17 protein-coding genes are annotated in these 23,278 nt (G+C 38.5%); 14 read left to right on the top strand and 3 right to left on the bottom strand.

What is annotated here, in order from left to right; genetic code table 11:
- The first annotated feature begins 295 nt into the window (after positions 1-295).
- Positions 296-805: a hypothetical protein gene (locus LG276_RS22070; protein WP_404292907.1), complete on the top strand. Its 510-nt coding sequence runs from the start codon at positions 296-298 to the stop codon at positions 803-805.
- An 81-nt stretch (positions 806-886) separates the two neighbouring features.
- On the opposite strand, the gene uvsE is transcribed toward LG276_RS22070, so the two are convergent.
- The gene (gene uvsE / locus LG276_RS22065; RefSeq protein ID WP_404294472.1) at positions 887-1,843 is read right to left on the bottom strand and encodes a UV DNA damage repair endonuclease UvsE; all 957 of its coding nucleotides are present in this window, start codon (positions 1,841-1,843) and stop codon (positions 887-889) included.
- Between the two features lie 17 nt (positions 1,844-1,860).
- Positions 1,861-3,078, bottom strand: coding sequence for a cardiolipin synthase (cls, locus tag LG276_RS22060; protein WP_281203255.1), 1,218 nt, complete (start codon positions 3,076-3,078; stop codon positions 1,861-1,863).
- Between the two features lie 241 nt (positions 3,079-3,319).
- Here cls and LG276_RS22055 point away from each other — a divergent pair, with 241 nt between their 5' ends.
- The 9 genes from LG276_RS22055 to LG276_RS22015 all read left to right on the top strand — a co-directional run bounded on the left by LG276_RS22055 (position 3,320) and on the right by LG276_RS22015 (position 17,330).
- Entirely contained in the window at positions 3,320-5,428 is a 2,109-nt protein-coding gene (locus LG276_RS22055) for a (Fe-S)-binding protein (protein WP_251162329.1), read from the top strand.
- Between the two features lie 243 nt (positions 5,429-5,671).
- Complete coding sequence (locus LG276_RS22050; protein WP_404292905.1) at positions 5,672-6,859, top strand: acetyl-CoA C-acetyltransferase; 1,188 nt, start codon at positions 5,672-5,674, stop codon at positions 6,857-6,859.
- A 22-nt stretch (positions 6,860-6,881) separates the two neighbouring features.
- Positions 6,882-7,733, top strand: coding sequence for a 3-hydroxybutyryl-CoA dehydrogenase (locus LG276_RS22045; protein WP_224936781.1), 852 nt, complete (start codon positions 6,882-6,884; stop codon positions 7,731-7,733).
- Positions 7,734-7,828: 95 nt separating this feature from the next.
- Complete coding sequence (locus LG276_RS22040) at positions 7,829-8,959, top strand: acyl-CoA dehydrogenase (protein ID WP_224936780.1); 1,131 nt, start codon at positions 7,829-7,831, stop codon at positions 8,957-8,959.
- Between the two features lie 23 nt (positions 8,960-8,982).
- Positions 8,983-10,122, top strand: a complete 1,140-nt coding sequence (locus LG276_RS22035; RefSeq protein ID WP_224936779.1) for an acyl-CoA dehydrogenase — start codon at positions 8,983-8,985, stop codon at positions 10,120-10,122.
- 150 nt (positions 10,123-10,272) lie between these two features.
- Positions 10,273-10,905 carry a TetR/AcrR family transcriptional regulator gene (locus LG276_RS22030; protein ID WP_224936778.1) on the top strand — a complete coding sequence of 211 codons (633 nt, stop codon included), beginning with the start codon at positions 10,273-10,275 and terminating at the stop codon, positions 10,903-10,905.
- A gap of 107 nt (positions 10,906-11,012) precedes the next feature.
- The gene (gene icmF / locus LG276_RS22025) at positions 11,013-14,276 is read left to right on the top strand and encodes a fused isobutyryl-CoA mutase/GTPase IcmF (protein WP_404292903.1); all 3,264 of its coding nucleotides are present in this window, start codon (positions 11,013-11,015) and stop codon (positions 14,274-14,276) included.
- Positions 14,277-14,906: 630 nt separating this feature from the next.
- Positions 14,907-15,446: a DNA-directed RNA polymerase subunit delta gene (gene rpoE, locus LG276_RS22020; protein WP_224936776.1), complete on the top strand. Its 540-nt coding sequence runs from the start codon at positions 14,907-14,909 to the stop codon at positions 15,444-15,446.
- A gap of 282 nt (positions 15,447-15,728) precedes the next feature.
- On the top strand, positions 15,729-17,330 hold the full coding sequence (locus tag LG276_RS22015) for a CTP synthase (RefSeq protein ID WP_095371561.1): 1,602 nt from the start codon (positions 15,729-15,731) through the stop codon (positions 17,328-17,330).
- Between the two features lie 674 nt (positions 17,331-18,004).
- Here the strand turns inward: LG276_RS22015 and LG276_RS22010 are convergent.
- Positions 18,005-18,532 carry a DUF2529 domain-containing protein gene (locus LG276_RS22010; RefSeq protein WP_404292901.1) on the bottom strand — a complete coding sequence of 176 codons (528 nt, stop codon included), beginning with the start codon at positions 18,530-18,532 and terminating at the stop codon, positions 18,005-18,007.
- 266 nt (positions 18,533-18,798) lie between these two features.
- Here LG276_RS22010 and LG276_RS22005 point away from each other — a divergent pair, with 266 nt between their 5' ends.
- From LG276_RS22005 to glpX, 4 genes are all read left to right on the top strand, one after another.
- The gene (locus LG276_RS22005; RefSeq protein ID WP_095371562.1) at positions 18,799-19,167 is read left to right on the top strand and encodes a response regulator; all 369 of its coding nucleotides are present in this window, start codon (positions 18,799-18,801) and stop codon (positions 19,165-19,167) included.
- A gap of 228 nt (positions 19,168-19,395) precedes the next feature.
- Complete coding sequence (locus LG276_RS22000) at positions 19,396-20,253, top strand: class II fructose-bisphosphate aldolase (protein ID WP_095371563.1); 858 nt, start codon at positions 19,396-19,398, stop codon at positions 20,251-20,253.
- A gap of 459 nt (positions 20,254-20,712) precedes the next feature.
- Positions 20,713-21,999, top strand: a complete 1,287-nt coding sequence (locus LG276_RS21995) for a UDP-N-acetylglucosamine 1-carboxyvinyltransferase (RefSeq protein ID WP_095371564.1) — start codon at positions 20,713-20,715, stop codon at positions 21,997-21,999.
- Between the two features lie 92 nt (positions 22,000-22,091).
- Entirely contained in the window at positions 22,092-23,054 is a 963-nt protein-coding gene (gene glpX, locus LG276_RS21990) for a class II fructose-bisphosphatase (protein WP_095371565.1), read from the top strand.
- Positions 23,055-23,278: the final 224 nt, after the last annotated feature.

Genomic DNA, 23,278 nt, shown 5'->3' with positions numbered 1-23,278 from the left:
TAGGAGAATTAAAAAGTTTCATAAATATCAAGAGGTGCGAAGCGAATTGCACTGTAGAGGATTATCTATCATGACCAAATATGACCTTATTTTATATTAGGATGGGGAAACTACAGGTAGATTTCCTTAACCGAAAAAGGAAGTAGATGCTGGTAGACTAAATAACGCTATCATTCCCACCTCTCTTTATAAAATCTGAAGTTAGTAATTTTCAAAATATTGAAAGATTCATCTCGAATCAATAGAGTAACTAAGTTGTGTTTGCACGCAAAAGACAAAGGGAGAAGGAGAAGAATTGCGCGTAAGTCGTGTTTGCACGCAAAAGACAAAGGGAGGAGATGAAGAATTGCGCGTAAGTTATGTTTGCACGCAAAAGACAAAGGGAGAAGGAGAAGAATTGCGCGTAAGTCGTGTTTGCGCGCAAAAGACAAAGGGTGGAGATGAAGAATTGCGCGTAAGTTATGATTGCACGCAAAAGGTAAAGGGAGGAGGAGAGGAATTGCGCGTAAGTCGTGTTTGCGCGCAAAAGACAAAGGGAGAAGGAGAAGAATTGCGCGTAAGTCGTGTTTGCGCGCAAAAGGTAAAGGGAGGAGATGAAGAATTGCGCGTAAGTTATGTTTGCACGCAAAAGACAAAGGGAGGAGGAGAAGAATTGCGCGTAAGTCGTGTTTGCACGCAAAAGGTAAAGGGAGGAGATGAAGAATTGCGCGTAAGTTATGTCTCCGCAGTAAAAGACAGAAGAAAGGGGAGGATGTTATTAAGTTTTTACATGGCATTTCTATCATTACACATAGAAAGAACCTAAAGCAGATAAATAAGATCATTAGTCTACTTTAGGTTCTTTTATTTTTATCGGTATGCATCAGAGTATATATTGTCTTATCCGCTATTTCCATTCAACCTTTCCACCACCAACACGCTTTACCCCGCGAATGCTAGCGACATCTTCAACAAGTTGTAAACAGGCTAAGTTCTTTGCTTTCGCTTCAATCATTAAATCAACATCTTGTCCTATTTCATGGAGAGTCGAGAGCAGTGGCTTAACAAATTGGAAATCTACATAGTCAGCATGTGATCGGTAGGCTTTATCTGACTTAGGCGAAGACACATGAATTTTTGGTCGCAAACCAATATGGCTCCATGTTTGAAACACGCGAGGTAATAATTCTATTAAAGGAATGTCCACGAGATTAGCCATATGGTGATGATAATCAAAAATCATTGGCACCTTTTCTTCTTCACATACAGCAAGTGTTTCCTCGGCATTATAGGTTTTATCATCGTTTTCTAACGTCATTCTCGACTTGATATGAGTGGGTAAAGTTTTAAGGTTTTTCTCGAAACGTTCTAGTGAGGTTACCTTATCACCGTAAGCACCGCCTATATGTATATTAATAATTGCTGTATCGCTTAGACCCATTGCTTGTAGCATGTCATAATGGTACTGCATATCAGTCACGGCATTCTCTGTCACTCCTTGTCTTGGAGAAGTAAACAAAGTAAATTGATTAGGATGGAAGCTTACCCGTAATTGATGGTCTGTAATTAATTTACCTAATGCATGCCACTCGTCCTTAAATGGAGTTTGGAAATCCCATTTCACATCAGGGTGTGTCGCAAGTGGCACGATCGAACTTGATAATCGGTATAATGGGATTTCATGAGCAATATTATAATGAACCATTCGCCTTGTGTGAGCAAGATTAAGTGCAGTAATTTCCTTGAGTTTATCTAATCTTTCATGAGCACTTAATTGTTGATAGCGGGCGTAAGTAAGTGTTTTTGCAGGGGAGGCATCCCATAATGTAATCGCATGAGATACATACCCGAAACGTATTGAAATCAATAGTTATCGGCTCCTTATAAAAAGAGATCTACACATCGTGCTAATAATTCTTTCCCTTGCCTCTTCAGGTTGAAACCAGAAATATCTTGATATTGTAGTTTTTCTGCATAGGCTAAATCCTTATGAAATACTTCACTTAGTTCTTTATGAAAATGAGGCTCCTTACTATAACAATTTATTTCATCATTAAGAAAGAAGCTTCTTTTATCAAAATTAGCTGTTCCGACAACAGCCACTTCATCGACGATCATTGCTTTTGCATGATAAAAACCTTTTTTATACTCATACACTTCTGCCCCTGCCTTCAGTAATGGACGTAAGTAACGATGGGAAGCTTCTTTGACAAGAAAGTGGTCGCTCGTATAGGGAATCATAATCGTTACTTTTACCCCTCTTGTTAATGCGGACAATAGATGCTGCATTACTTCTACACCGGGAATAAAATAGGGTGTACCAATTTCAATGAATTGTTCAGCATTTTCAATCAGTGTGATATATTCCTCTTTCAAGAATGCGCCATCAGTCACTTTAAACTGATGTTGTACACTGCCTTTTGTTATATCTTCTGGAAAATACTTTTCAGTTTTACTTATTAGTTGGTTGCTAGCATCTGCCCAATCTTGTAGGAAAACACTTTGTAAAGTATGTGCACCTTCTCCACTTACTTTTAAATGGTAGTCTCGCCATGGTGTGAGTTTACGGTCAAGGTTTATATACTCAGGGCCTACATTAAATCCACCTAAATATCCTACTTTTCCATCAATTACAGAAATTTTCCTATGATTTCTTGCTTGTACGTTGTAAAATAGAAAGGGAAACGTAGGTGTATGGGCAAAGGCTAATTGAATACCATTAGATCGTAACTCTTTTTTGAGTTTAAAATTCAGAATAATCGGTAAACTACCTGCCCAATCTAATAGCAGACGTACCTCTACACCTTCATTTGCTTTTTGCTTTAAGATAGTTAAAAATTCCTGTCCTATTCCTTCGTCTTTAACAATATAAAAGAGAATATGGATATGGTGTTTTGCTTTTTTTAATTCCGTAAAATAATCATCAAATAATGAAGGTCCGTCCGCAAAAAGGACAAAGTTAGCGAAAGCGGGGGAGGGGTTCATTCGGCTGACTGTTTTTAAATGTTTTTTACGACCAAGGGCATAATCGACCCACAGAAGAAAAATAAATACGATAGCAATCAGCAAGATGACCGCAACAGAAAGAAGGATTGTCAAGTTGATCATCTCCCAAAACAGTATGTTTAAATAGTATCTCCATAGAGACCTATTCTATTATCGCTTTTATTGACTGAAGAAAAAAGGATAAAATAAATAAAAAGTAGTTGACTGAATGCTCATTCATTATATAATGGAACTAAGATTTAAATTCAGAAAATTTTAATACGATAAAATTTTCTTTTTACATTGAATAATCTTCTTATACACATGGATTAGACGAGAAAGGAGTAGAACACACGTGAATGCATTATTATGGGTTAACCTTATTGCGACCGTTCTTGTAATCGCTTACGCACTTAGTTTGTTTGCTTATTTGCTCAAGACCAGATATGAGTACATTAAGCTTGGAAAGAAAACGGCATTTGACAATAATGTCAAAGAGCGTATGAACAAAATTTGGGTCAATGTATTCGGACAAAAAAAGCTTTTAAAGGATAAAAAAAGTGGCGCTATCCACGTCATGTTCTTCTATGGCTTTATTTTAGTACAGTTTGGTGCAATCGATTTTATTATCAAAGGAATATCGCCTGGATCACATCTTCCATTAGGTCCGTTGTATCCAGGATTCACTTTTTTCCAAGAAATCGTTACTTTAATGATTTTGGTTGCCGTCATCTGGGCATTTCACAGAAGATATGTTGAAAAGCTTGTTCGTTTAAAAAGAGGTTTTAAATCAGGGATTGTTTTAATTTTTATTGGCGGCTTGATGTTATCTGTTTTATTAGGAAATGGCATGTCGATGATTTGGCACGGACATGATCCTGTATGGACCGAACCGGTCGCTTCGCTTTTCGCCATCGCCTTATCATGGATTGGTGAAACAGCTTCTATTGTAGTCTTTTATGTTTCTTGGTGGATTCACTTATTATTCCTACTCGCTTTCCTAGTCTATATTCCACAATCGAAGCATGCTCATTTGATTGCAGGACCAGTAAATGTATATTTCAATAGATTAGATAACCCAGGAAAGTTAAAACCAATCGATTTCGAAGATGAATCACAAGAGACATTTGGTGTTGGACATATTGAGGAGTTTTCGCAATTACAAATGATCGACTTTTATGCTTGTGTTGAGTGTGGTCGTTGTACAAATATGTGTCCGGCGACTGGAACAGGTAAAATGCTTTCTCCGATGGATCTTATCATTAAGTTGCGTGACCATTTAACATTCCACGGGGCAGCGGTGACTAGAAAACAACCATGGGTACCGACATTTGCCTTTTCGAATACGAAGGGAAATCAAATTGCTTTAGCAGCTGGGGCAGAGGGAGCTGAAGAGGCGGCAGCGAGCCTCGCTTATAGTCCGAGTTTGATTGGAGAAGTCATTACAGAAGAAGAAATATGGGCATGTACAACTTGCCGTAATTGTGAAGACCAATGCCCAGTTATGAACGAACATGTAGATAAAATTATTGACCTACGCCGATATCTTGTTTTAACAGAAGGTAAAATGGATGCCGATGCACAACGTGCGATGACGAATATTGAACGTCAAGGAAATCCATGGGGACTAAATAGGAAAGAGCGAGAAGATTGGAGAAGTCTTCGTGAAGATGTACATGTTCCTACAGTGAAAGAAATGAAGAAAGCAGATGAATCTTATGAGTATCTGTTCTGGGTAGGAGCAATGGGTTCTTATGATAACCGTAGCCAAAAGATTGCCCTTTCCTTTGCTCGCCTTTTGAATGAGGCAGGAGTTAAATTTGCTATCCTTGGCAATAAAGAAAAGAACTCAGGTGATACACCAAGGCGTCTAGGGAATGAGTTCTTATTCCAAGAGTTAGCAACAAAGAATATCGAAGAGTTTGAGAAAAATGAAGTGAAGAAAATCGTAACAATCGATCCACATGCTTATAATATCTTTAAAAATGAATATCCAGACTTTGGGCTTAAGGCCGAGGTATACCACCATACAGAAGTATTAGCGAAATTGGTGAAGGACGGTGTGTTAAAACCACAATATGCCGTAGAAGAAACGATTACCTTCCATGATTCCTGTTATCTAGGACGCTATAACGAAGTATATGATCCACCTCGTGAAATTTTAAAATCGATTTCAGGTGTGAAACTGATTGAAATGGAGAGAAATCGCGAAAAAGGAATGTGCTGCGGTGCTGGTGGTGGATTAATGTGGATGGAAGAAGAAACAGGCAATCGTGTCAATGTTTCACGTACAGAACAAGCATTAGCGGTCAATCCAACGGTTATTAGTTCAGGGTGTCCATATTGCTTAACGATGTTATCAGATGGAACAAAAGCAAAAGAAGTAGAAGAAAATGTACAAACATATGATGTAGCTGAGCTTTTAGAAAAAGCTGTTATCGGTGAACAAACACTCGCTTCATAGAAATAAGGAGAGAGGAATTGAAACGTATAAAAATTCAGTAAAAATAAATTTTATGAATTTTTAGGATATTGTTTTAATTCTTCTCTTTTTTCGTGTAAAATAAAGTAAATAAAGCGCTTTCATGATATTTGCAGAAATTCTTCTTTTTCTGTGGACATCCTTTGAGCGAGCGTTCAGTCAATAGCCTCTTTCGTTAAAAGAAAATTAATTGAATAAGAGATAAATAGGAATGGAGTGAAAGTTTTGAGTAAAACAGTCATTGTTGCAGGTGCAAGAACACCTTTTGGTAAATTTGCTGGTGGGCTAAGCTCTTTCACCGCTTCAGATTTAGGCGGAATCGTTGTTAAAGAAGCTCTAAAACGAGCGAATGTTGCTGGGCAAGATGTGGGCGAAATAATATTAGGCTCAGTCTTACAAGGAGGACAAGGACAGCTCCCTTCAAGGCAAGCGGCGCGAAAAGCTGACTTACCTTGGGAAGTGAAAACGGAAACAATCAATAAGGTTTGTGCTTCAGGAATGAGAAGTGTGACCTTAGCAGATCAAATTTTGAGACTAGGTGAAGAAGAGATCATTGTTGCCGGTGGGATGGAATCGATGAGTAATGCTCCTTATCTTCTGCCAAAGGCTAGATGGGGATTAAGAATGGGCGATGGCAAAGTGCAGGATTTAATGACATATGATGGTTTAACTTGCAGCTTTTCTGGCGTGCACATGGGCACTTATGGGAATGAAACAGCTGAAGCATTCAACATTAGTAGAGAAGAACAAGATAGATGGGCATTGAGAAGTCATCAGCGTGCATCAGAAGCAATTAAATCAGGTAAGTTAGCTGAAGAAATTGTGCCAGTTGAAGTACCGCAAAGGAAAGGTGAGAGCATCGTCGTTTCAGAAGATGAAGCGCCTAGGAAAGATACATCCTTAGAAAAGTTAGCTAAATTAGGTTCCGCGTTTGGTCCAGGTGGAAGTATTACTGCAGGAAATGCTCCTGGTGTAAATGACGGTGCGGCTGCCCTTGTACTGATGAGTGCAGAAAAGGCAGAGCGTGAAGGAAAAGAGATAGGGGCAGTAATTCTCGGTCATACAGCAATTGCGGTAGAAGCAAAGGACTTTCCGCAAACACCTGGCTTAGTCATTAATGAGTTATTAAAAAAGACAGGTAAAAGCTTAGATGATATTGATTTATTTGAAATAAACGAAGCCTTTGCAGCAGTTGCCTTAACGAGTGGAAGAATTGCCAATTTAGATGAAGAGAAGGTAAATGTGAATGGCGGTGCGGTTGCCCTCGGTCACCCGATTGGTGCAAGTGGTGCAAGGATTATTTTAACACTCATGCATGAATTAAAGCGCAGAGGTGGCGGTATTGGCATTGCTGCGATTTGTTCAGGTGGAGGTCAAGGTGACGCAGTAATGATAGAAGTGGCCAAACAATAATTTTCCTGGAGGGGATAAATAAATGAGTATCAATACAGTAATGGTTATCGGTGCAGGACAAATGGGTTCAGGGATCGCGCAAGTTTGTGCGCAAGCGGGATTCAGTGTTTATTTAAATGATTTAAAGCAGGAATTTTTAGACCGCGGATTAAGTGTGATTAAAAAGAATTTAACGAGACAAGTAGATAAGGGCAGAATGCAAGCAGAAGAAATGGAAAAAGTTCTTGCTAATCTGATTCCCTCTACTTCATTAGAAGATGCAAAACTGGTGGATTTAGTGATAGAAGCAGCTGTTGAAAATATGGAAGTGAAGACAAAGATATTTAACCAACTAGATGAAATTACGCCAGCACATACGATATTAGCATCAAATACATCTTCTTTACCGATTACTGAAATTGCCGCAGCGACTAAACGTCCCGATAAAGTGATTGGTATGCATTTTATGAACCCTGTACCAGTCATGAAATTAGTCGAAATTATACGTGGTTTAGCAACAACAGACGAAGTGTATCAAGCCATTGAGGACATGACGAAACAATTAAACAAGGTGCCAGTAGAAGTGGAGGACTTTCCAGGTTTTGTTTCTAACCGCATTCTCATGCCGATGATTAATGAGGCTGTCTATACATTATATGAGGGAGTTGCAACGAAAGAAGCAATCGATGACGTTATGAAACTGGGTATGAACCATCCGATGGGACCGTTGACATTAGCTGATTTCATCGGTTTAGATACGTGTCTCTATATTATGGAAATTTTACACGAAGGCTTCGGTGATGATAAGTATCGTCCATGTCCTTTACTAAGAAAGTATGTAAAGGCTGGATGGCTAGGTAAGAAAACTGGTAAAGGTTTTTACGAATACGCTTAATGATTAAGTAAGTTAAATAATTAGTCGAAGTGGATAAAAATCTGTTTTGAACCTTGCTAAGACACATACAATTGACGACATCGGGGGTTAAGTATATGCATTTAAAGTTTACTGAAGAGCAAGAGATGATGAGAAAAATGGTGAGGGATTTTGCTCAAGCTGAGATAGCTCCATATGTGGAAAGGATGGAAGCGGGCGAATTTCCACGGGAAGTCTTGAGAAAAATGGGAGAGCTTGGATTAATGGGGATTCCCATTCCGGAAAAATATGGTGGCTCTGAAATGGATTTTATGTCCTATATAATTGCTATTAATGAAATCTCTAAAGTAAGTGCAACAATTGGTGTGATTCTATCTGTCCATACATCTGTAGGTACGAATCCAATTGTTTATTTCGGTACAGAAACACAAAAACAAAAATATGTTCCCAAGTTAGCTAGTGGAGAATATTTGGGTGCGTTTTGCTTGACTGAACCAAGTGCAGGTTCTGATGCAGGCAGCTTAAAGTCAAAAGCGGTAAAAAAAGGTGATCAATACATCATCAATGGCTCTAAAGTATTTATTACAAACGGTGGGGAAGCGGATGTCTATATTGTCTTTGCTTCCACAAACACAGCATTAGGGACAAAAGGAATATCGGCTTTTATTGTTGACAAGGATACCCCTGGACTAGTCATCGGAAAAGATGAACATAAAATGGGACTTCATGGTTCAAGAACTTTACAGCTTAGCTTTGAAGATATGGAGGTACCTTCGGAAAACCTTTTAGGTGAAGAAGGTGAAGGCTTTAAGATTGCCATGTCTAATTTAGATGTGGGGAGAATCGGCATTGCTGCCCAAGCCCTGGGGATTTCTGAAGCTGCCCTTGACGCAGCCACTCTTTATGCTAAAGAAAGAGTCCAATTTGGTAAGCCGATTGCAGCCCAGCAAGGTATTGGCTTTAAGTTAGCAGATATGGCAACGGCAGTTGAAGGGGCAAGACTACTAATCTATCGTGCTGCTCATATGAGACAAAACGGTCAAAAATGTGGGAAAGAAGCATCAATGGCTAAATTGTTTGCTTCTAAAACAGCTGTTGAAGTCACAACGGATGCGATTCAAGTATTTGGTGGGTATGGCTATACAGAAGATTATCCTGTAGAAAGGTATTTCCGTGATGCAAAGATAACGGAAATCTACGAAGGTACAAGTGAAATTCAAAAGCTAGTAATCAGTAAACAACTTTAACAACTTATCTTGGAGGAATAATCATGAATTTTCAATTAAGTGAAGAGCATGAAATGATTAGAAAAATGGTAAGAGATTTTGCTCAAAACGAAGTGGCGCCGACTGCTGCTAGTCGTGATGAAGAGGAACGCTTTGACCGCAATATATTCAATAAAATGGCTGAGCTAGGATTAACAGGTATTCCTTGGCCAGAGGAATATGGTGGTATTGGGAGTGATTATTTAGCATACTGTATAGCGGTGGAAGAACTGTCACGTGTATGTGCATCTACAGGTGTAACTTTATCTGCACATACATCCCTAGCAGGATGGCCAATTTATAAATTTGGTTCAGAGGAACAAAAACAAAAATATTTAAAGCCGATGGCACAAGGTGAAAAAATAGGTGCTTATGGTCTAACAGAACCAGGTAGCGGATCTGATGCTGGCGGCATGAAAACAACGGCGAGATTAGAGGGCAATCATTACATTCTTAATGGCTCAAAAATTTTCATCACAAATGGTGGTGAAGCAGAAATTTATGTTGTATTTGCTTTAACTGATCCTTCAAATAAACATAAAGGAACAACGGCCTTTATAGTCGAGTCTAATTATGAAGGATTCTCTGTCGGTAAAAAAGAGAAAAAGTTAGGTATTCGTTCTTCTCCTACAACTGAAATCATTTTCGAAGAATGCAAAGTACCAGTTGAAAATGTGCTCGGTGAAGTCGGTGAGGGCTTTAAGATTGCGATGATGACGTTAGATGGTGGTCGCAATGGTATTGCTGCACAAGCTGTTGGAATTGCTCAAGGTGCGTTAGATGCGGCAACTGCTTATGCAAAAGAGCGTGTTCAATTCGGCAAACCGATTGCGACTCAGCAAGGAATTGGTTTTAAGTTAGCAGATATGGCAACAAGTGTGGAAGCAGCTAGACTATTGACCTATCAAGCAGCTTGGTTGGAATCTGCCGGATTACCTTATGGAAAAGAATCAGCTATGTCTAAACTTTTTGCTGGCGATGCAGCGATGAAGGTGACAACGGATGCTGTGCAAGTATTTGGTGGCTATGGTTATACAAAGGATTATCCTGTCGAGCGTTATATGAGAGACGCAAAGATTACACAAATTTATGAGGGTACTCAAGAAATTCAAAGATTAGTCATTTCAAGAATGGTTACGAAATAACAAATAAAGAAATGGGGCTCCGATTATGTTGTGGTACGTATTTAGATCGTTGCCCCGCATTAAATGATTCTTCTCGTAGATCCATTAAGTAAAGAGAGGTTTATACAGTCATCAACATGGATGGAGGGTATAAAAGGACGGTAGATAATCATGTCAAAGAGAGAAGTACAGGCCTCTGTCAAAGATGAAAAGCTTGTAAAAAAAAGAAGAGATCAAATGATCAAAGGAGCGGTGAACCTATTCATCGAAAAAGGGTTCCACCGAACGACGACAAGAGAGATTGCGAAAGCCTCTGGATTTAGTATTGGTACATTATATGAATATATCGGAACAAAAGAAGATGTACTATATCTTGTCTGTGACAGTATTTATGATAAGGTTCGGGAGCATCTACAAAAGGGGCTAGACACAAAAAAGGGAACGATTGATAGCTTGAGACAAGGGATAGCAGATTATTTCCGAGTCGTTGATGGCATGCAGGATGAAGTGCTAGTAATGTATCAGGAAGTAAAGTCTTTATCGAAAGACGCGTTACCTTATGTTTTAGAAAAAGAAATTGAAATGGTGGCAATGTTTGAGAAAGTAATCGTTCTTTGCATAGAAAATGGAGAGCTTTCATTACCTGAGACAAAGGTCAAGATGATCGCTCATAATATTTTTGTCCAAGGACAAATGTGGGCGTTTAGGCGTTGGTCATTACAAAGAATGTTTACGATTGAGGAATATATTGAACTACAAACAGATTTACTTTTTCAAGCAATACATGCAGAGAAACGAGAATAGGTTACCTGTAAAGATAACTGAAAATAAAATATTTTCACAACTAAGTTTGCCTTCACCGAAAGAAAGAAAAGTGATGATTAATGCTGTATGAAGAGGAGGATTTATCCATGAGTACGATAGAGGTTTATAAACCAAAGAATCATGTCCGATTTGTAACCGCTTCAAGTTTATTTGATGGTCATGATGCATCTATTAATATCATGAGGCGTATTATTCAAGCGAGCGGGGCAGAGGTCATTCATCTTGGGCATAATCGGTCAGTTGAAGAAGTAGTGAATGCCGCGATACAAGAGGATGTCCAAGGAATTGCCATGTCGTCCTATCAAGGAGGTCATGTTGAATATTTCAAGTATATGTATGACCTCTTACAAGAAAAGGGAGCCCCTCACATTCGAATCTATGGTGGCGGTGGAGGCGTGATTATCCCACGTGAAATTAGAGAATTGCACGAATATGGCATAGCAAGAATTTTTTCACCTGAAGACGGCAGAAAGAATGGCTTGCAAGGAATGATTAATGAAATGCTACAAGAATGTGATTTTCCTACGTTTACTCAACAAGATGATAACCTAGTTAAGAAGCTTCCAGAAGGCAATGTGAACTCGATAGCAAGGTTAATTACAATCGCTGAACATCACATTAGTTTAGAGAAAGAACTTGCGGTCAGTCTGGATCCCGTAATGGATAAAGTGAAGAAACTAGAGAAACAAGTCCCGGTCGTTGGTATCACTGGAACAGGGGGAGCGGGTAAAAGTTCATTAACGGATGAACTAATTAGAAGGTTTATTCATGATATCCCTGATAAGAAAGTAGCTATTCTTTCAGTTGATCCGACAAAACAAAAAACAGGTGGGGCATTACTCGGAGATCGGATAAGAATGAATGCGATTTTTCATCCGAGAGTCTATATGCGAAGCCTGGCAACGAGAAAAGCGAGAAGTGAATTGTCACTGGCCATTAAGGATGCGATTTCAGTAGTAAAAGCTGCTGGTTTTGATTTAGTTATTGTCGAAACAAGTGGTATCGGTCAAGGGGATGCAGGTATCACGGATATTTGTGATGTCTCTATGTATGTGATGACTAGTGAATTTGGCGCTCCTTCACAGTTAGAAAAGATTGATATGATTGATTATGCTGATTTAATTGTTATCAATAAATTTGAACGTAAAGGGTCGGAAGATGCGAAAAGACAAGTGCAAAAGCAATATCAGCGCAGTCACATGCTATTTGAAAAAGAACTTGATGACATGCCTGTCTTCGGTACGATTGCCAGTCAATTTAATGACCCGGGCACGAATGCCGTATTTGCTAATCTCGTTGAAATCATAAATAAACAAGCGGGTTTAAATTGGGTAACCACTTACGAGAAAACGGCTGATGTAGAAAAACAAAATGTCATCATTCCGAATGATCAACGTTACTATTTAAGAGAAGTTTCTGATACGGTACGCACCTATCATAAAAAAGCCGAAGAACAAGCGGATTTAGCAAGAAAGCTTTTTCAGCTAGAGGGTGCAATGACCATGTTATCTGAAGAAAAAGATACAAGTGCGCACAGTGCCCTGCAAATGTTAAAAGATAAGACATATGAACAATTAACGATTGAATCTAAGAAGATATTAGAAGGTTGGGAACAGTTAAGAGAGCAATACAAAGGCGATAGGTTTGTCACGAAAATAAGAGATAAAGAGATAGTAACCATTCTGCGGACGAAGAGCTTATCTGGCTTAGAGATCCCGAAAGTAGCTCTACCGAGTTATAAAGATTACGGGGAAATTATCAAGTGGGTTTATAAAGAAAATGCACCAGGCTCTTTCCCTTATACAGCTGGTGTTTTCCCTTTTAAACGAGAAGGAGAAGATCCGAAGAGACAATTTGCAGGTGAAGGTACACCTGAAAGAACCAACCGTCGTTTTCATTATTTATCTAAAGATGACGATGCGAAACGATTAAGTACAGCTTTTGATTCAGTTACTTTATATGGAGAAGACCCGGACTATCGCCCAGATATATATGGAAAAGTAGGAGAGAGTGGCGTAAGTATTTGTACACTTGATGATATGAAGAAGCTCTATGCGGGCTTTGATCTTTGTCACCCTACGACTTCTGTCTCTATGACAATAAATGGTCCGGCCCCTATCATCCTAGCGATGTTTATGAACACAGCCATTTCTCAGCAAGTTGAAAAGAAAGAAAAAGAACTAGGTAGGGTTCTCACAGTAGAAGAGTTTAAAGAAGTCAGAGCTTTCACTTTACAAACTGTACGCGGAACCGTTCAGGCTGATATTTTAAAAGAAGACCAAGGCCAGAATACTTGTATATTCTCCACTGAGTTTGCCTTAAGAATGATGGGAGATATTCAACAATATTTTATTGATCAAAAGGTTCGAAATTATTATTCTGTTTCAATATCTGGCTATCATATTGCCGAGGCGGGAGCGAATCCTATCTCTCAATTGGCGTTTACTTTAGCCAACGGTTTTACTTATGTGGAATATTATTTAAGTAGAGGGATGAATATCAATGACTTTGCGCCAAACCTTTCATTTTTCTTCTCGAACGGTTTAGACCCAGAATACACTGTTCTCGGTCGAGTCGCGCGACGTATATGGGCGACAGTTATGCGCGACAAATATGGTGCAAATGAGCGAAGTCAAAAATTAAAATACCACATTCAAACATCTGGTCGTTCTTTACATGCACAAGAAATAGACTTTAATGATATTCGTACAACGCTTCAAGCGTTAATGGCACTCCAAGATAATTGTAATTCTCTTCATACTAATGCATATGACGAGGCGATTACAACACCGACAGAAGAATCAGTTAGACGAGCGATGGCTATCCAAATGATAATTACAAAGGAACATGGATTGTCTAAAAATGAAAACCCTTTACAAGGTGCATTCATTATTGATGAATTAACAGATTTAGTCGAAGAACAAGTATTAGTTGAATTTGAGCGAATGAATGATCGCGGTGGCGTACTAGGTGCGATGGAGACGCAATATCAACGCGGCAAAATTCAAGATGAATCGATGTATTATGAAATGAAAAAACATACAGGAGAGCTGCCGATTATTGGTGTTAATACGTATATCAATCCAAATCCACCAGCAGATGATGCAGTTGACAGTATGGAGATTGCCAGGGCATCTAAAGAAGAAAAAGAAACACAAATACGTAATCTGCAACTTTTCCAAGAAAGAAATCAAGCAGTTGCTCAAGAAGCACTGCAACGATTAAAAGAGGTTGCAGTAAGCGGTGGGAATATTTTTGACGAACTAATGGAAACGGTTAACGTAGCAAGTTTAGGACAGATAACAAATGCATTATATGAAGTGGGCGGACAATACAGACGGAATATGTAAATTGTCATAACTGAATAATAACCCGAACCATCTAAAAATGTTAAAGGTGAGTTCGGGTTTTTAAACGTCTAGAGAGGATATTTTATTCATTGACTTTTCCGGAATGAATAAATTGGGTACAATGGAGTAAAGTGATCGTATTCAGCAAAATTTCTTGAGTAAATAAGATATACAATTGCTAACCATCATCATATAATAGTATCGGTATGGATTTTGTTTTTTAAGGTGGGTGCGAGTGTGAAGCAAATTATGATTGTTTTTGCATTCATAGTGTTTATCATATGTGCACGATATCTTTATTCAATACAACTAGGGGCCATCCCCTTCTTTTTGTTGTCTGTCTTTTTTACACTTTTAGCAATAAGATTGTATCAAAAGGAGAGACAACTCGAAGGTCAATGTAAAAAGTAGGAAAACTTATCGTTAAAGGTAGCATAAACACTAATAATTTGTTTATAATGAAGAATATGCGTTTTTTTCTTTTAAGAAGGCACCGCTGCTTGTAACCTAGAGATTGGACGAGTATGTTTAGGTTGTCTTTTTTATTTTTAGCGTTATACTATTAGGCACGAAATATTTGATTACATGTTGCTAATACATAGCTTGATATAGGGAAAGGAAGTGCTGGTCTTGAGTTTAAAAGGATACTCAAAAGAGCAATTAAAAGAAATGGCATTAATTGAAGTGGCTCATGAATTATTAAATGAAAGAAAAGAGCCTTTGGCGTTTGCTGACATTGTGAGTGAATTAAAAAACCTTTTGGATCTTAGTGAAAAAGAATTCCAAGAGAAGATTGCCCAGTTCTATACAGATTTAAATATCGAAGGGCATTTCATTGGTCTTGGAGACAATCGTTGGGGACTGCGTGCATGGTACCCTGTAGAACAGTACGAAGAGGAAGTTGTTACAGTTATTAAGCCGAAGAAGAAAAAGGCGAAAAAATCTGTAATAGATGAGGAAGAGGAAGATTTTGAAGAAGAAGACATCGATTACGATGATTTAGAAGATTACGATGATCTAGATGAAGACGACGATGTGGATGATCTTCTTGATGATGAAGACGATGACGATGAAGATATCGAAGAGGATTTCGATGAAGACGATGAGCTCATCGATGATTTAGAAGATGATGATTTAGATGAAGATGAAGACGATGAGGACAGAAAATAATAGCCTTGACTTTTTTCTTGTAGCCTTGTAGAATCATTTTTGGGCTCCTTTAAAAAGGAACGATCATAAATTGATACGCTAAAAGCGCTCCCTTACTTAAGTAAAGTAAGCGGGGCGCTTTTTATTTTTTTGAGTAAGGCTTGATAGTTGAGCATATGCTGCTTCTACCAAGTTTTTCAAATAAAAGGTCGTGCATGGGGCAATTTTTTATGAAAGATAAGATTCATCTTTTTAAACAAAGGATAAATGCACAAGCTATGAATAGTTAAGGGGGAATCATTCATGACAAAATATATTTTTGTTACAGGCGGCGTTGTTTCGTCATTAGGTAAAGGAATCGTTGCAGCATCTTTAGGACGTTTGTTAAAAAATAGAGGGCTTAGCGTAACGATACAAAAGTTTGACCCGTATATCAATGTGGACCCAGGTACAATGAGTCCTTATCAACACGGTGAAGTTTATGTAACAGGAGATGGCGCAGAAACGGATTTAGACTTAGGTCACTATGAGCGTTTCGTAGACATAAACTTAACTAAATACAGCAGTGTAACAACTGGGAAGATCTACTCAACGGTTCTACGTAAAGAGCGTCGTGGAGATTATAACGGAGGAACGGTTCAAGTAATCCCTCATGTTACAAATGAAATTAAAGATAAAGTTTTCCGTGCGGGACATGAAACGAATGCAGATGTCGTTATTACTGAAATCGGTGGAACTGTCGGTGATATCGAATCATTACCATTCCTAGAGGCGATTCGCCAAATTAAGAGTGATATCGGCCGAGATAATGTTATGTATATTCATTGTACATTGGTACCGTATATTAAAGCGGCTGGAGAAATGAAAACAAAGCCGACACAACACAGTGTAAAAGAATTAAGAAGCTTAGGTATTCAACCAAATGTTGTCGTTGTCCGTACAGAAATGCCTATCTCTCAAGAAATGAAAGACAAGCTTGCACTCTTCTGTGATATTGATAAAGAAGCAGTTATTGAATGTAGAGACGCTGAAACACTTTACACTATTCCATTAGCTTTACAAGAACAAGGCTTAGATAAACGTGTATGCAAAGAAATGAAATTAGATTGTGCAGAAGCAGATATGACTGAGTGGAAACAACTTGTAGACAAAGTGCTTCACTTAACGAAGAAAACAAAAATTGCACTTGTAGGGAAATACGTTGCTCTTCAAGATGCTTATATTTCTGTTGTTGAAGCATTAAAACATGCAGGTTATGCACATGATGCAGATATTGATGTGAAATGGATCAATGCAGAGCATGTCACTAAAGAAAATGTTGCTGAACTTTTAGGGGATGTTGACGGTGTTCTTGTACCAGGTGGATTTGGCGATCGTGGGATTGAAGGAAAAATCCTAGCAACACAATATGCCCGTGAAAACAATAAACCATTCTTAGGCATTTGTCTGGGTATGCAACTTGCTACTGTTGAATTTGCTCGTAACGTTCTTGGATTAGATGGTGCACACTCAGCGGAAATCAATCCTGAAACGAACCACCCAATCATTGACCTTTTACCTGAACAAAAAGATGTTGAAGATTTAGGTGGTACACTACGTTTAGGCCTACAAGCATGTAAACTAGAAGAAGGTACAGCTGCTTATGAAGCATACCAAGATGAAGTCGTTTACGAACGTCATCGTCACCGTTATGAATTTAATAATCACTACCGTCAAGAAATGGAAGAAAAGGGTCTTGTCTTCTCTGGTACAAGCCCAGATGGTCGACTAGTAGAAATCATTGAATTGAAAGATCACCCATGGTTCGTGGCATCTCAATTCCATCCAGAATTCACATCTAGACCAACACGTCCACAACCACTTTTCCGTGACTTTGTCGGTGCTACAATCAATATCAATGAATAAATTGTTATAAGGAGGAGATTTCCGGATCTCTTCCTTTTTTGTGTAAAATTAAGAATTCAAAAGGGTACAAAAATAAAAGTTGGTATTTTTATTACAATCAATCTTCATGAAGCTAGCTTCTGTAAGTGGTATGACGTCACTCAGAGAGAAAACCAAAGGAGAGCGCTTCGCAAAAGGGGTTTGCAAGTCACTCAGAGAGAAAACCAAAGGAGAGCGCTTCGCAAAAGGGGTTTGCAAGTCACTCAGAGAGAAAACCAAAGGAGAGCGCTTCGCAAAAGGGGTTTGCAAGCCACTCAGAGAGAAAACCAAAGGAGAGCGCTTCGCAAAAGGGGTTTGCAAGTCAATCAGAAGGAAAACCAAAGGTGAGCGCTTTACAAAAGAGGCCCGCATGTCGTTCAGAAAGAGAAACATGTATCAGTGTATATCGTAAATTTGTCACTGAAAAATGTATGAACGAAACAAAAGTTCACAGTAAATAATTTAGAATCGCTTCACACTTGCAAAGAAAAGTAATATTGGTTTAAAGAGACAGTAAAACAAACACTAATCATTTATTTCAAAGCCGTTGTGTAGTTAAGAATATATGCGCCCGAGAAATAAGCCCTTCTATAACATATAAAAAAAGCAAGGAACCCCGTCAAAACGGAACCCCTTGCCTCATATAAATACACATTTTAATAATCTGCTAATATCTCGTCTAACGTAAATTTAATTCCATGATAGATAAATAATGCTCCAATTGCAGATGGATAACCAACTCGTTCCCCGCTTTCATTTGGAACAAGTCCTTGCTTCAGTTGTAAGTCGAAATGTACATCGGAATAGGAGGCTAATTGTTCCGTGCTATCAGATGGAAGGGCACTTATTGTTGCAAATGGTATGAATTGATTACTCAAATGTTGTGCTAATAGGAGTGCTTCCTGGTCATCACTCTCTCTAGTGATAATGAGAAAACGGTCACTAGCTGAGATATCGTCAAATGATGCAGAAGAATCCCAGACTTTTGCGTTTGCCAGTGCGTCTACTCCCTCAGTTGCTTCGATACCGACAGCGTGCATCTCCTGTGTTCCGTAAATATATATATGGCCCTCACCGACACTCGCTTGAGCTAAAATTCGAGCAGCATCTTCTATTGATTCTTCATGACTGTCTTGCCATTTTTTAAATAAGCCGAATAATTGTGTAGAAAAAATCTTTAACATTAATAATTCCTCCTGTACTTCTCCCAATATTATCATTATATTGAAATAAGACGAAATCACAAAATAATCAGGCTGCACACTTTGGTATTTAGTGCGACAGTATTTGATTGATACACAACGAAAAGAGAACCATCAACTTGTCGAAATATAGCAATTAACGGCGATGACTCATTCTAGTTATTTTCCTAACAAATGCAGGAAAAAAACACTTAGGGTCGAATTAAAAAACATTAAGTATTCTTGATTAAACGAGAATGGGGTGTATTATGAAAGGGAAAATATTGATTGTCGATGATCAGTTTGGTATAAGGATTCTATTAAATGAAGTTTTACAGAAGGAGGGCTATGAAACGTACCAAGCAGCAAACGGAATTCAAGCCCTTGATATTGTAGCGAAGCATGACCCAGACTTAGTATTATTAGATATGAAGATCCCAGGTATGGATGGAATTGAAATTCTAAAGAGAATGAGAGAAGGGCATCATGATATAAGAGTCATCATTATGACTGCTTATGGAGAATTAGATATGATTCAAGAGGCAAAAGATTTAGGTGCTTTAACACATTTTGCTAAACCATTCGACATAGATGACATTCGGGCGGCGGTCAAGAAGTATTTACCAGTACCTAAATAAGGTTATACAATTATGCCTTTTTTAATTAATAGTACATCTTATTTATGAAAAGTTATAACCTAATCATAGATTTTCTCTGCACATTTTGGTATGATACAAATGGAATTTATATGTTCATTTCATTTTTTCCGTTTGATGGAGAGCTATTAGGGTACATAAACATGTAGCTGGAAGGAAATCCTTTAAAAGGAATGACTGAAGTGAATAAGACAAGGAGGATTTTTACATATGCCTTTAGTTTCTATGACTGAAATGTTGAAAAAAGCAAATGCAGAGGGCTATGCAGTTGGTCAATTCAACTTAAATAATTTAGAGTTTACACAAGCAATTTTACAAGCAGCTGAGGAAGAAAAATCACCTGTAATTCTTGGTGTTTCTGAGGGTGCAGGTCGTTATATGGGTGGATTTAAAACGGTTGTTAAAATGGTAGAAGGTCTAATGGAAGACTATAATATTACTGTTCCAGTAGCCATTCATCTTGATCATGGTTCAAGTTATGATAAATGTAAAGAAGCAATCGATGCTGGGTTTACTTCTGTGATGATTGATGCTTCTCACGATCCATTTGAGCAAAATATCGAAATCACTTCTAAAGTAGTAGAATATGCGCATTCAAAAGGCGTATCTGTTGAGGCTGAGCTTGGCACTGTTGGTGGACAAGAAGATGACGTTGTTGCAGATGGCGTTATTTATGCAGATGCAAAAGAATGTGAAGAATTAGTTCAGAGAACAGGGATTGACTGCTTAGCGCCTGCTCTTGGGTCTGTCCATGGACCATACAAAGGTGAGCCTAACTTAGGGTTTACAGAAATGGAAGAAATTCGAGGATTAACAGGTGTGCCACTTGTATTGCATGGTGGAACAGGTATCCCAACAAAAGATATTCAAAGAGCAATTTCTCTAGGAACAGCAAAAATTAACGTAAATACAGAGAACCAAATTGCATCTGCGAAAAAAGTACGTGAAGTCCTTGCAGCAGATGAAAAAATGTACGATCCACGTAAATATTTAGGGCCTGCTCGGGAAGCGATTAAAGCAACAGTAATTGGCAAAATGCGCGAGTTTGGTTCTGCTAACAAGGCATAAAATAGAAAAGAAGCCGTTGTTCATTCAACGGTTTCTTAAGCTTATTTAAAGCAACTTCTCAATTCAATCCCTCTTGACTCTAGGAAAACTCATTAGTCAACAATTTCCATCGGTGAATGAATCCATGATGCAAATGTTTCCTTAAAAATTTACATATTCATAACAATTCGAAACAACAACTACATTTCCAATTGTTATGGTGTAAAATAGAAAAAAGGAAGATGCATCTAAATGCCTATCATATGTGAGCTTTTTAAAAATTGTTAGACATGTTAACATAAAGATGCTTATTTTTTCAATAGATAGACAACAATGGTAATGTAGATTACACCTGTGTTTTTTTAAAAATGCGGGTTTGTTTTATGACTGATAGAGCAAAGATTCCACATAGGACAAGCTTATTCTTATAGAGCATCCTCTATAAAGGGGTTGCGTTAACGGCTTAGAAGGGAGTTCAAAATGGAAAAGCTTATGATTGCAGGCGGATACCCATTAAAAGGAACAGTGAGAATTAGCGGCGCGAAGAATAGTGCAGTTGCTTTAATACCGGCAACAATACTGGCAGATTCGCCTGTAACAATAGAAGGTTTACCAGATATTTCGGATGTGCAAATCTTAAAAGGTTTACTAGAGGAAATCGGTGGTGAAGTAACATTCGCTGATGGAGATATGCAGGTTGATCCTTCTGCAATGATCTCGATGCCTATGCCTAATGGCAAGGTGAAAAAGCTTCGTGCTTCTTATTATTTAATGGGGGCCATGCTTGGACGATTTAATAAAGCAGTCATTGGACTTCCGGGTGGTTGTCATTTAGGACCGAGACCGATTGATCAGCATATTAAGGGTTTTGAGGCACTCGGCGCAAGTGTAACAAATGAACAAGGCGCGATTTATTTACGTGCAGATGAACTAAGAGGTGCACGTATTTATTTAGATGTCGTCAGTGTTGGTGCAACCATTAATATTATGCTCGCTGCTGTAAAGGCAAAGGGTCGTACGGTTATAGAAAATGCGGCTAAAGAACCTGAAATTATTGATGTTGCTACATTGCTGAATAATATGGGTGCAAAGATAAAAGGCGCGGGTACTGATGTAATCCGTATTGATGGTGTAGATCAGCTCCATGGATGCCAGCATACAATTATTCCTGACCGTATTGAAGCTGGGACTTATATGGTGCTTGCTGCAGCTTCTGGAGAGGGCGTTTTAATTGATAATGTTATTCCCCATCATCTTGAATCATTAACGGCAAAGTTAAGAGAAATGGGTGTGCAAATTGAAGCGGGTGATGATCAAATTTTTGTCGGTCCCGCTGAAAAAATGAAGGCAGTAGATATTAAGACACTTGTATATCCTGGTTTTCCAACTGATCTCCAGCAACCATTAACGGCATTGTTAACGAATGCAGAAGGAACAAGCATGGTAACTGATACGATATATGGGGCTAGATTTAAGCATATTGATGAATTGAGAAGAATGAATGCCAATATTAAAGTGGAAGGTCGTTCGGCTATTATTAACGGCCCTATGAAATTGCAAGGTGCCAAAGTAAAGGCAAGTGATTTACGTGCTGGAGCAGCGCTAGTCATCGCAGGCCTTATGGCTGAAGGGGTAACAGAGGTTACTGGCGTTGATCACATTGATAGAGGTTATAGTCATTTAGTTGAAAAACTCAATGGTTTAGGAGCAACGATTTGGAGAGAAAAGCTAACTGATCAAGAAATTGAACAAATGAATAATGCTTAATGATGAATTGACAATGTTATAAATGTACATCTAGATTCCGCATCGATTTCAGTACATACTGAGACGAAGTGAATATTGGGGAGGAAGTAAAAATGGAAAGAAGTTTATCAATGGAGTTGGTTCGTGTTACAGAAGGTGCAGCACTAGCATCTGCTCGTTGGATGGGCCGTGGATTAAAAGATGAAGCAGATGGTGCAGCAACTGAAGCAATGAGAGATATCTTTAATACAGTTCCTATGCAAGGTAGAGTAGTGATTGGTGAAGGTGAAATGGATGAAGCACCAATGCTATATATTGGCGAAGAGCTTGGAACAGGTTCTGGCCCTCAAGTTGATATTGCAGTCGACCCTGTCGAAGGTACAAGTATTGTTGCCTCTGGTGGTTGGAATGCGCTTGCGGTTCTGGCAGTGGCAGATCGAGGTAACTTACTATATGCACCAGATATGTATATGGATAAAATTGCCGTTGGACCTGAGGCGGTTGGACAAATCGATATCAATGCTCCAGTGATTGATAACTTGAGAGCTGTTGCGAAAGCAAAAAACAAAGATATTGAGGACGTTGTTGCAACTGTACTTAATCGTGATCGGCACCAACATATTATTGAACAATTGCGTGACGCTGGCGCTAGAATTAAGCTAATTAATGAAGGCGATGTAGCAGGAGCCATTAATACGGCGTTCGATCATACAGGCGTAGATATTTTATTTGGAGCAGGTGGTGCCCCTGAAGGTGTTGTTGCAGCTGTAGCATTGAAATGTCTTGGTGGTGAATTGCAAGGTAAACTGCTTCCCCAAAACGATGCGGAACTAGAAAGATGTATTAAAATGGGATTAGATGTTAACAAAGTATTATTGATGGAAGACCTAGTTAAAGGTGATGACGCAATCTTTGCTGCGACAGGTATTACGGATGGAGAACTTTTGAAAGGCGTTCAATTTAAAGGATCTTACGGTTCGACGTCTTCAGTCGTTATGCGTGCTAAATCGGGCACAGTAAGGTTTATTGATGGTCGTCATAGCTTGAAGAAAAAACCTAATCTTGTAATTAAATAATTGCTGATAGACCTAAGAAGTGCATCCTTGCATTTCTTAGGTTAAATTAAAATAGAAAGAATCCTTCCAAATATCCTACTATAAAATGTAGTTGCCTAACATAGAGGTTAGGGGTAAAATAAAAGATATTTTCAAAGGAAGACCAATCATTCCTCTATTACAAGGAGAGTTGACTAAATCAAACTCTTCGTTTACTTCAGGAAGCCTCAAACATACTTTCCTTT

This window comes from Cytobacillus kochii (assembly GCF_044790165.1).
In the GTDB taxonomy this organism is placed as follows: domain Bacteria; phylum Bacillota; class Bacilli; order Bacillales; family Cytobacillaceae; genus Cytobacillus; species Cytobacillus kochii.
This window is presented reverse-complemented; position numbering and strand designations above follow the sequence as displayed.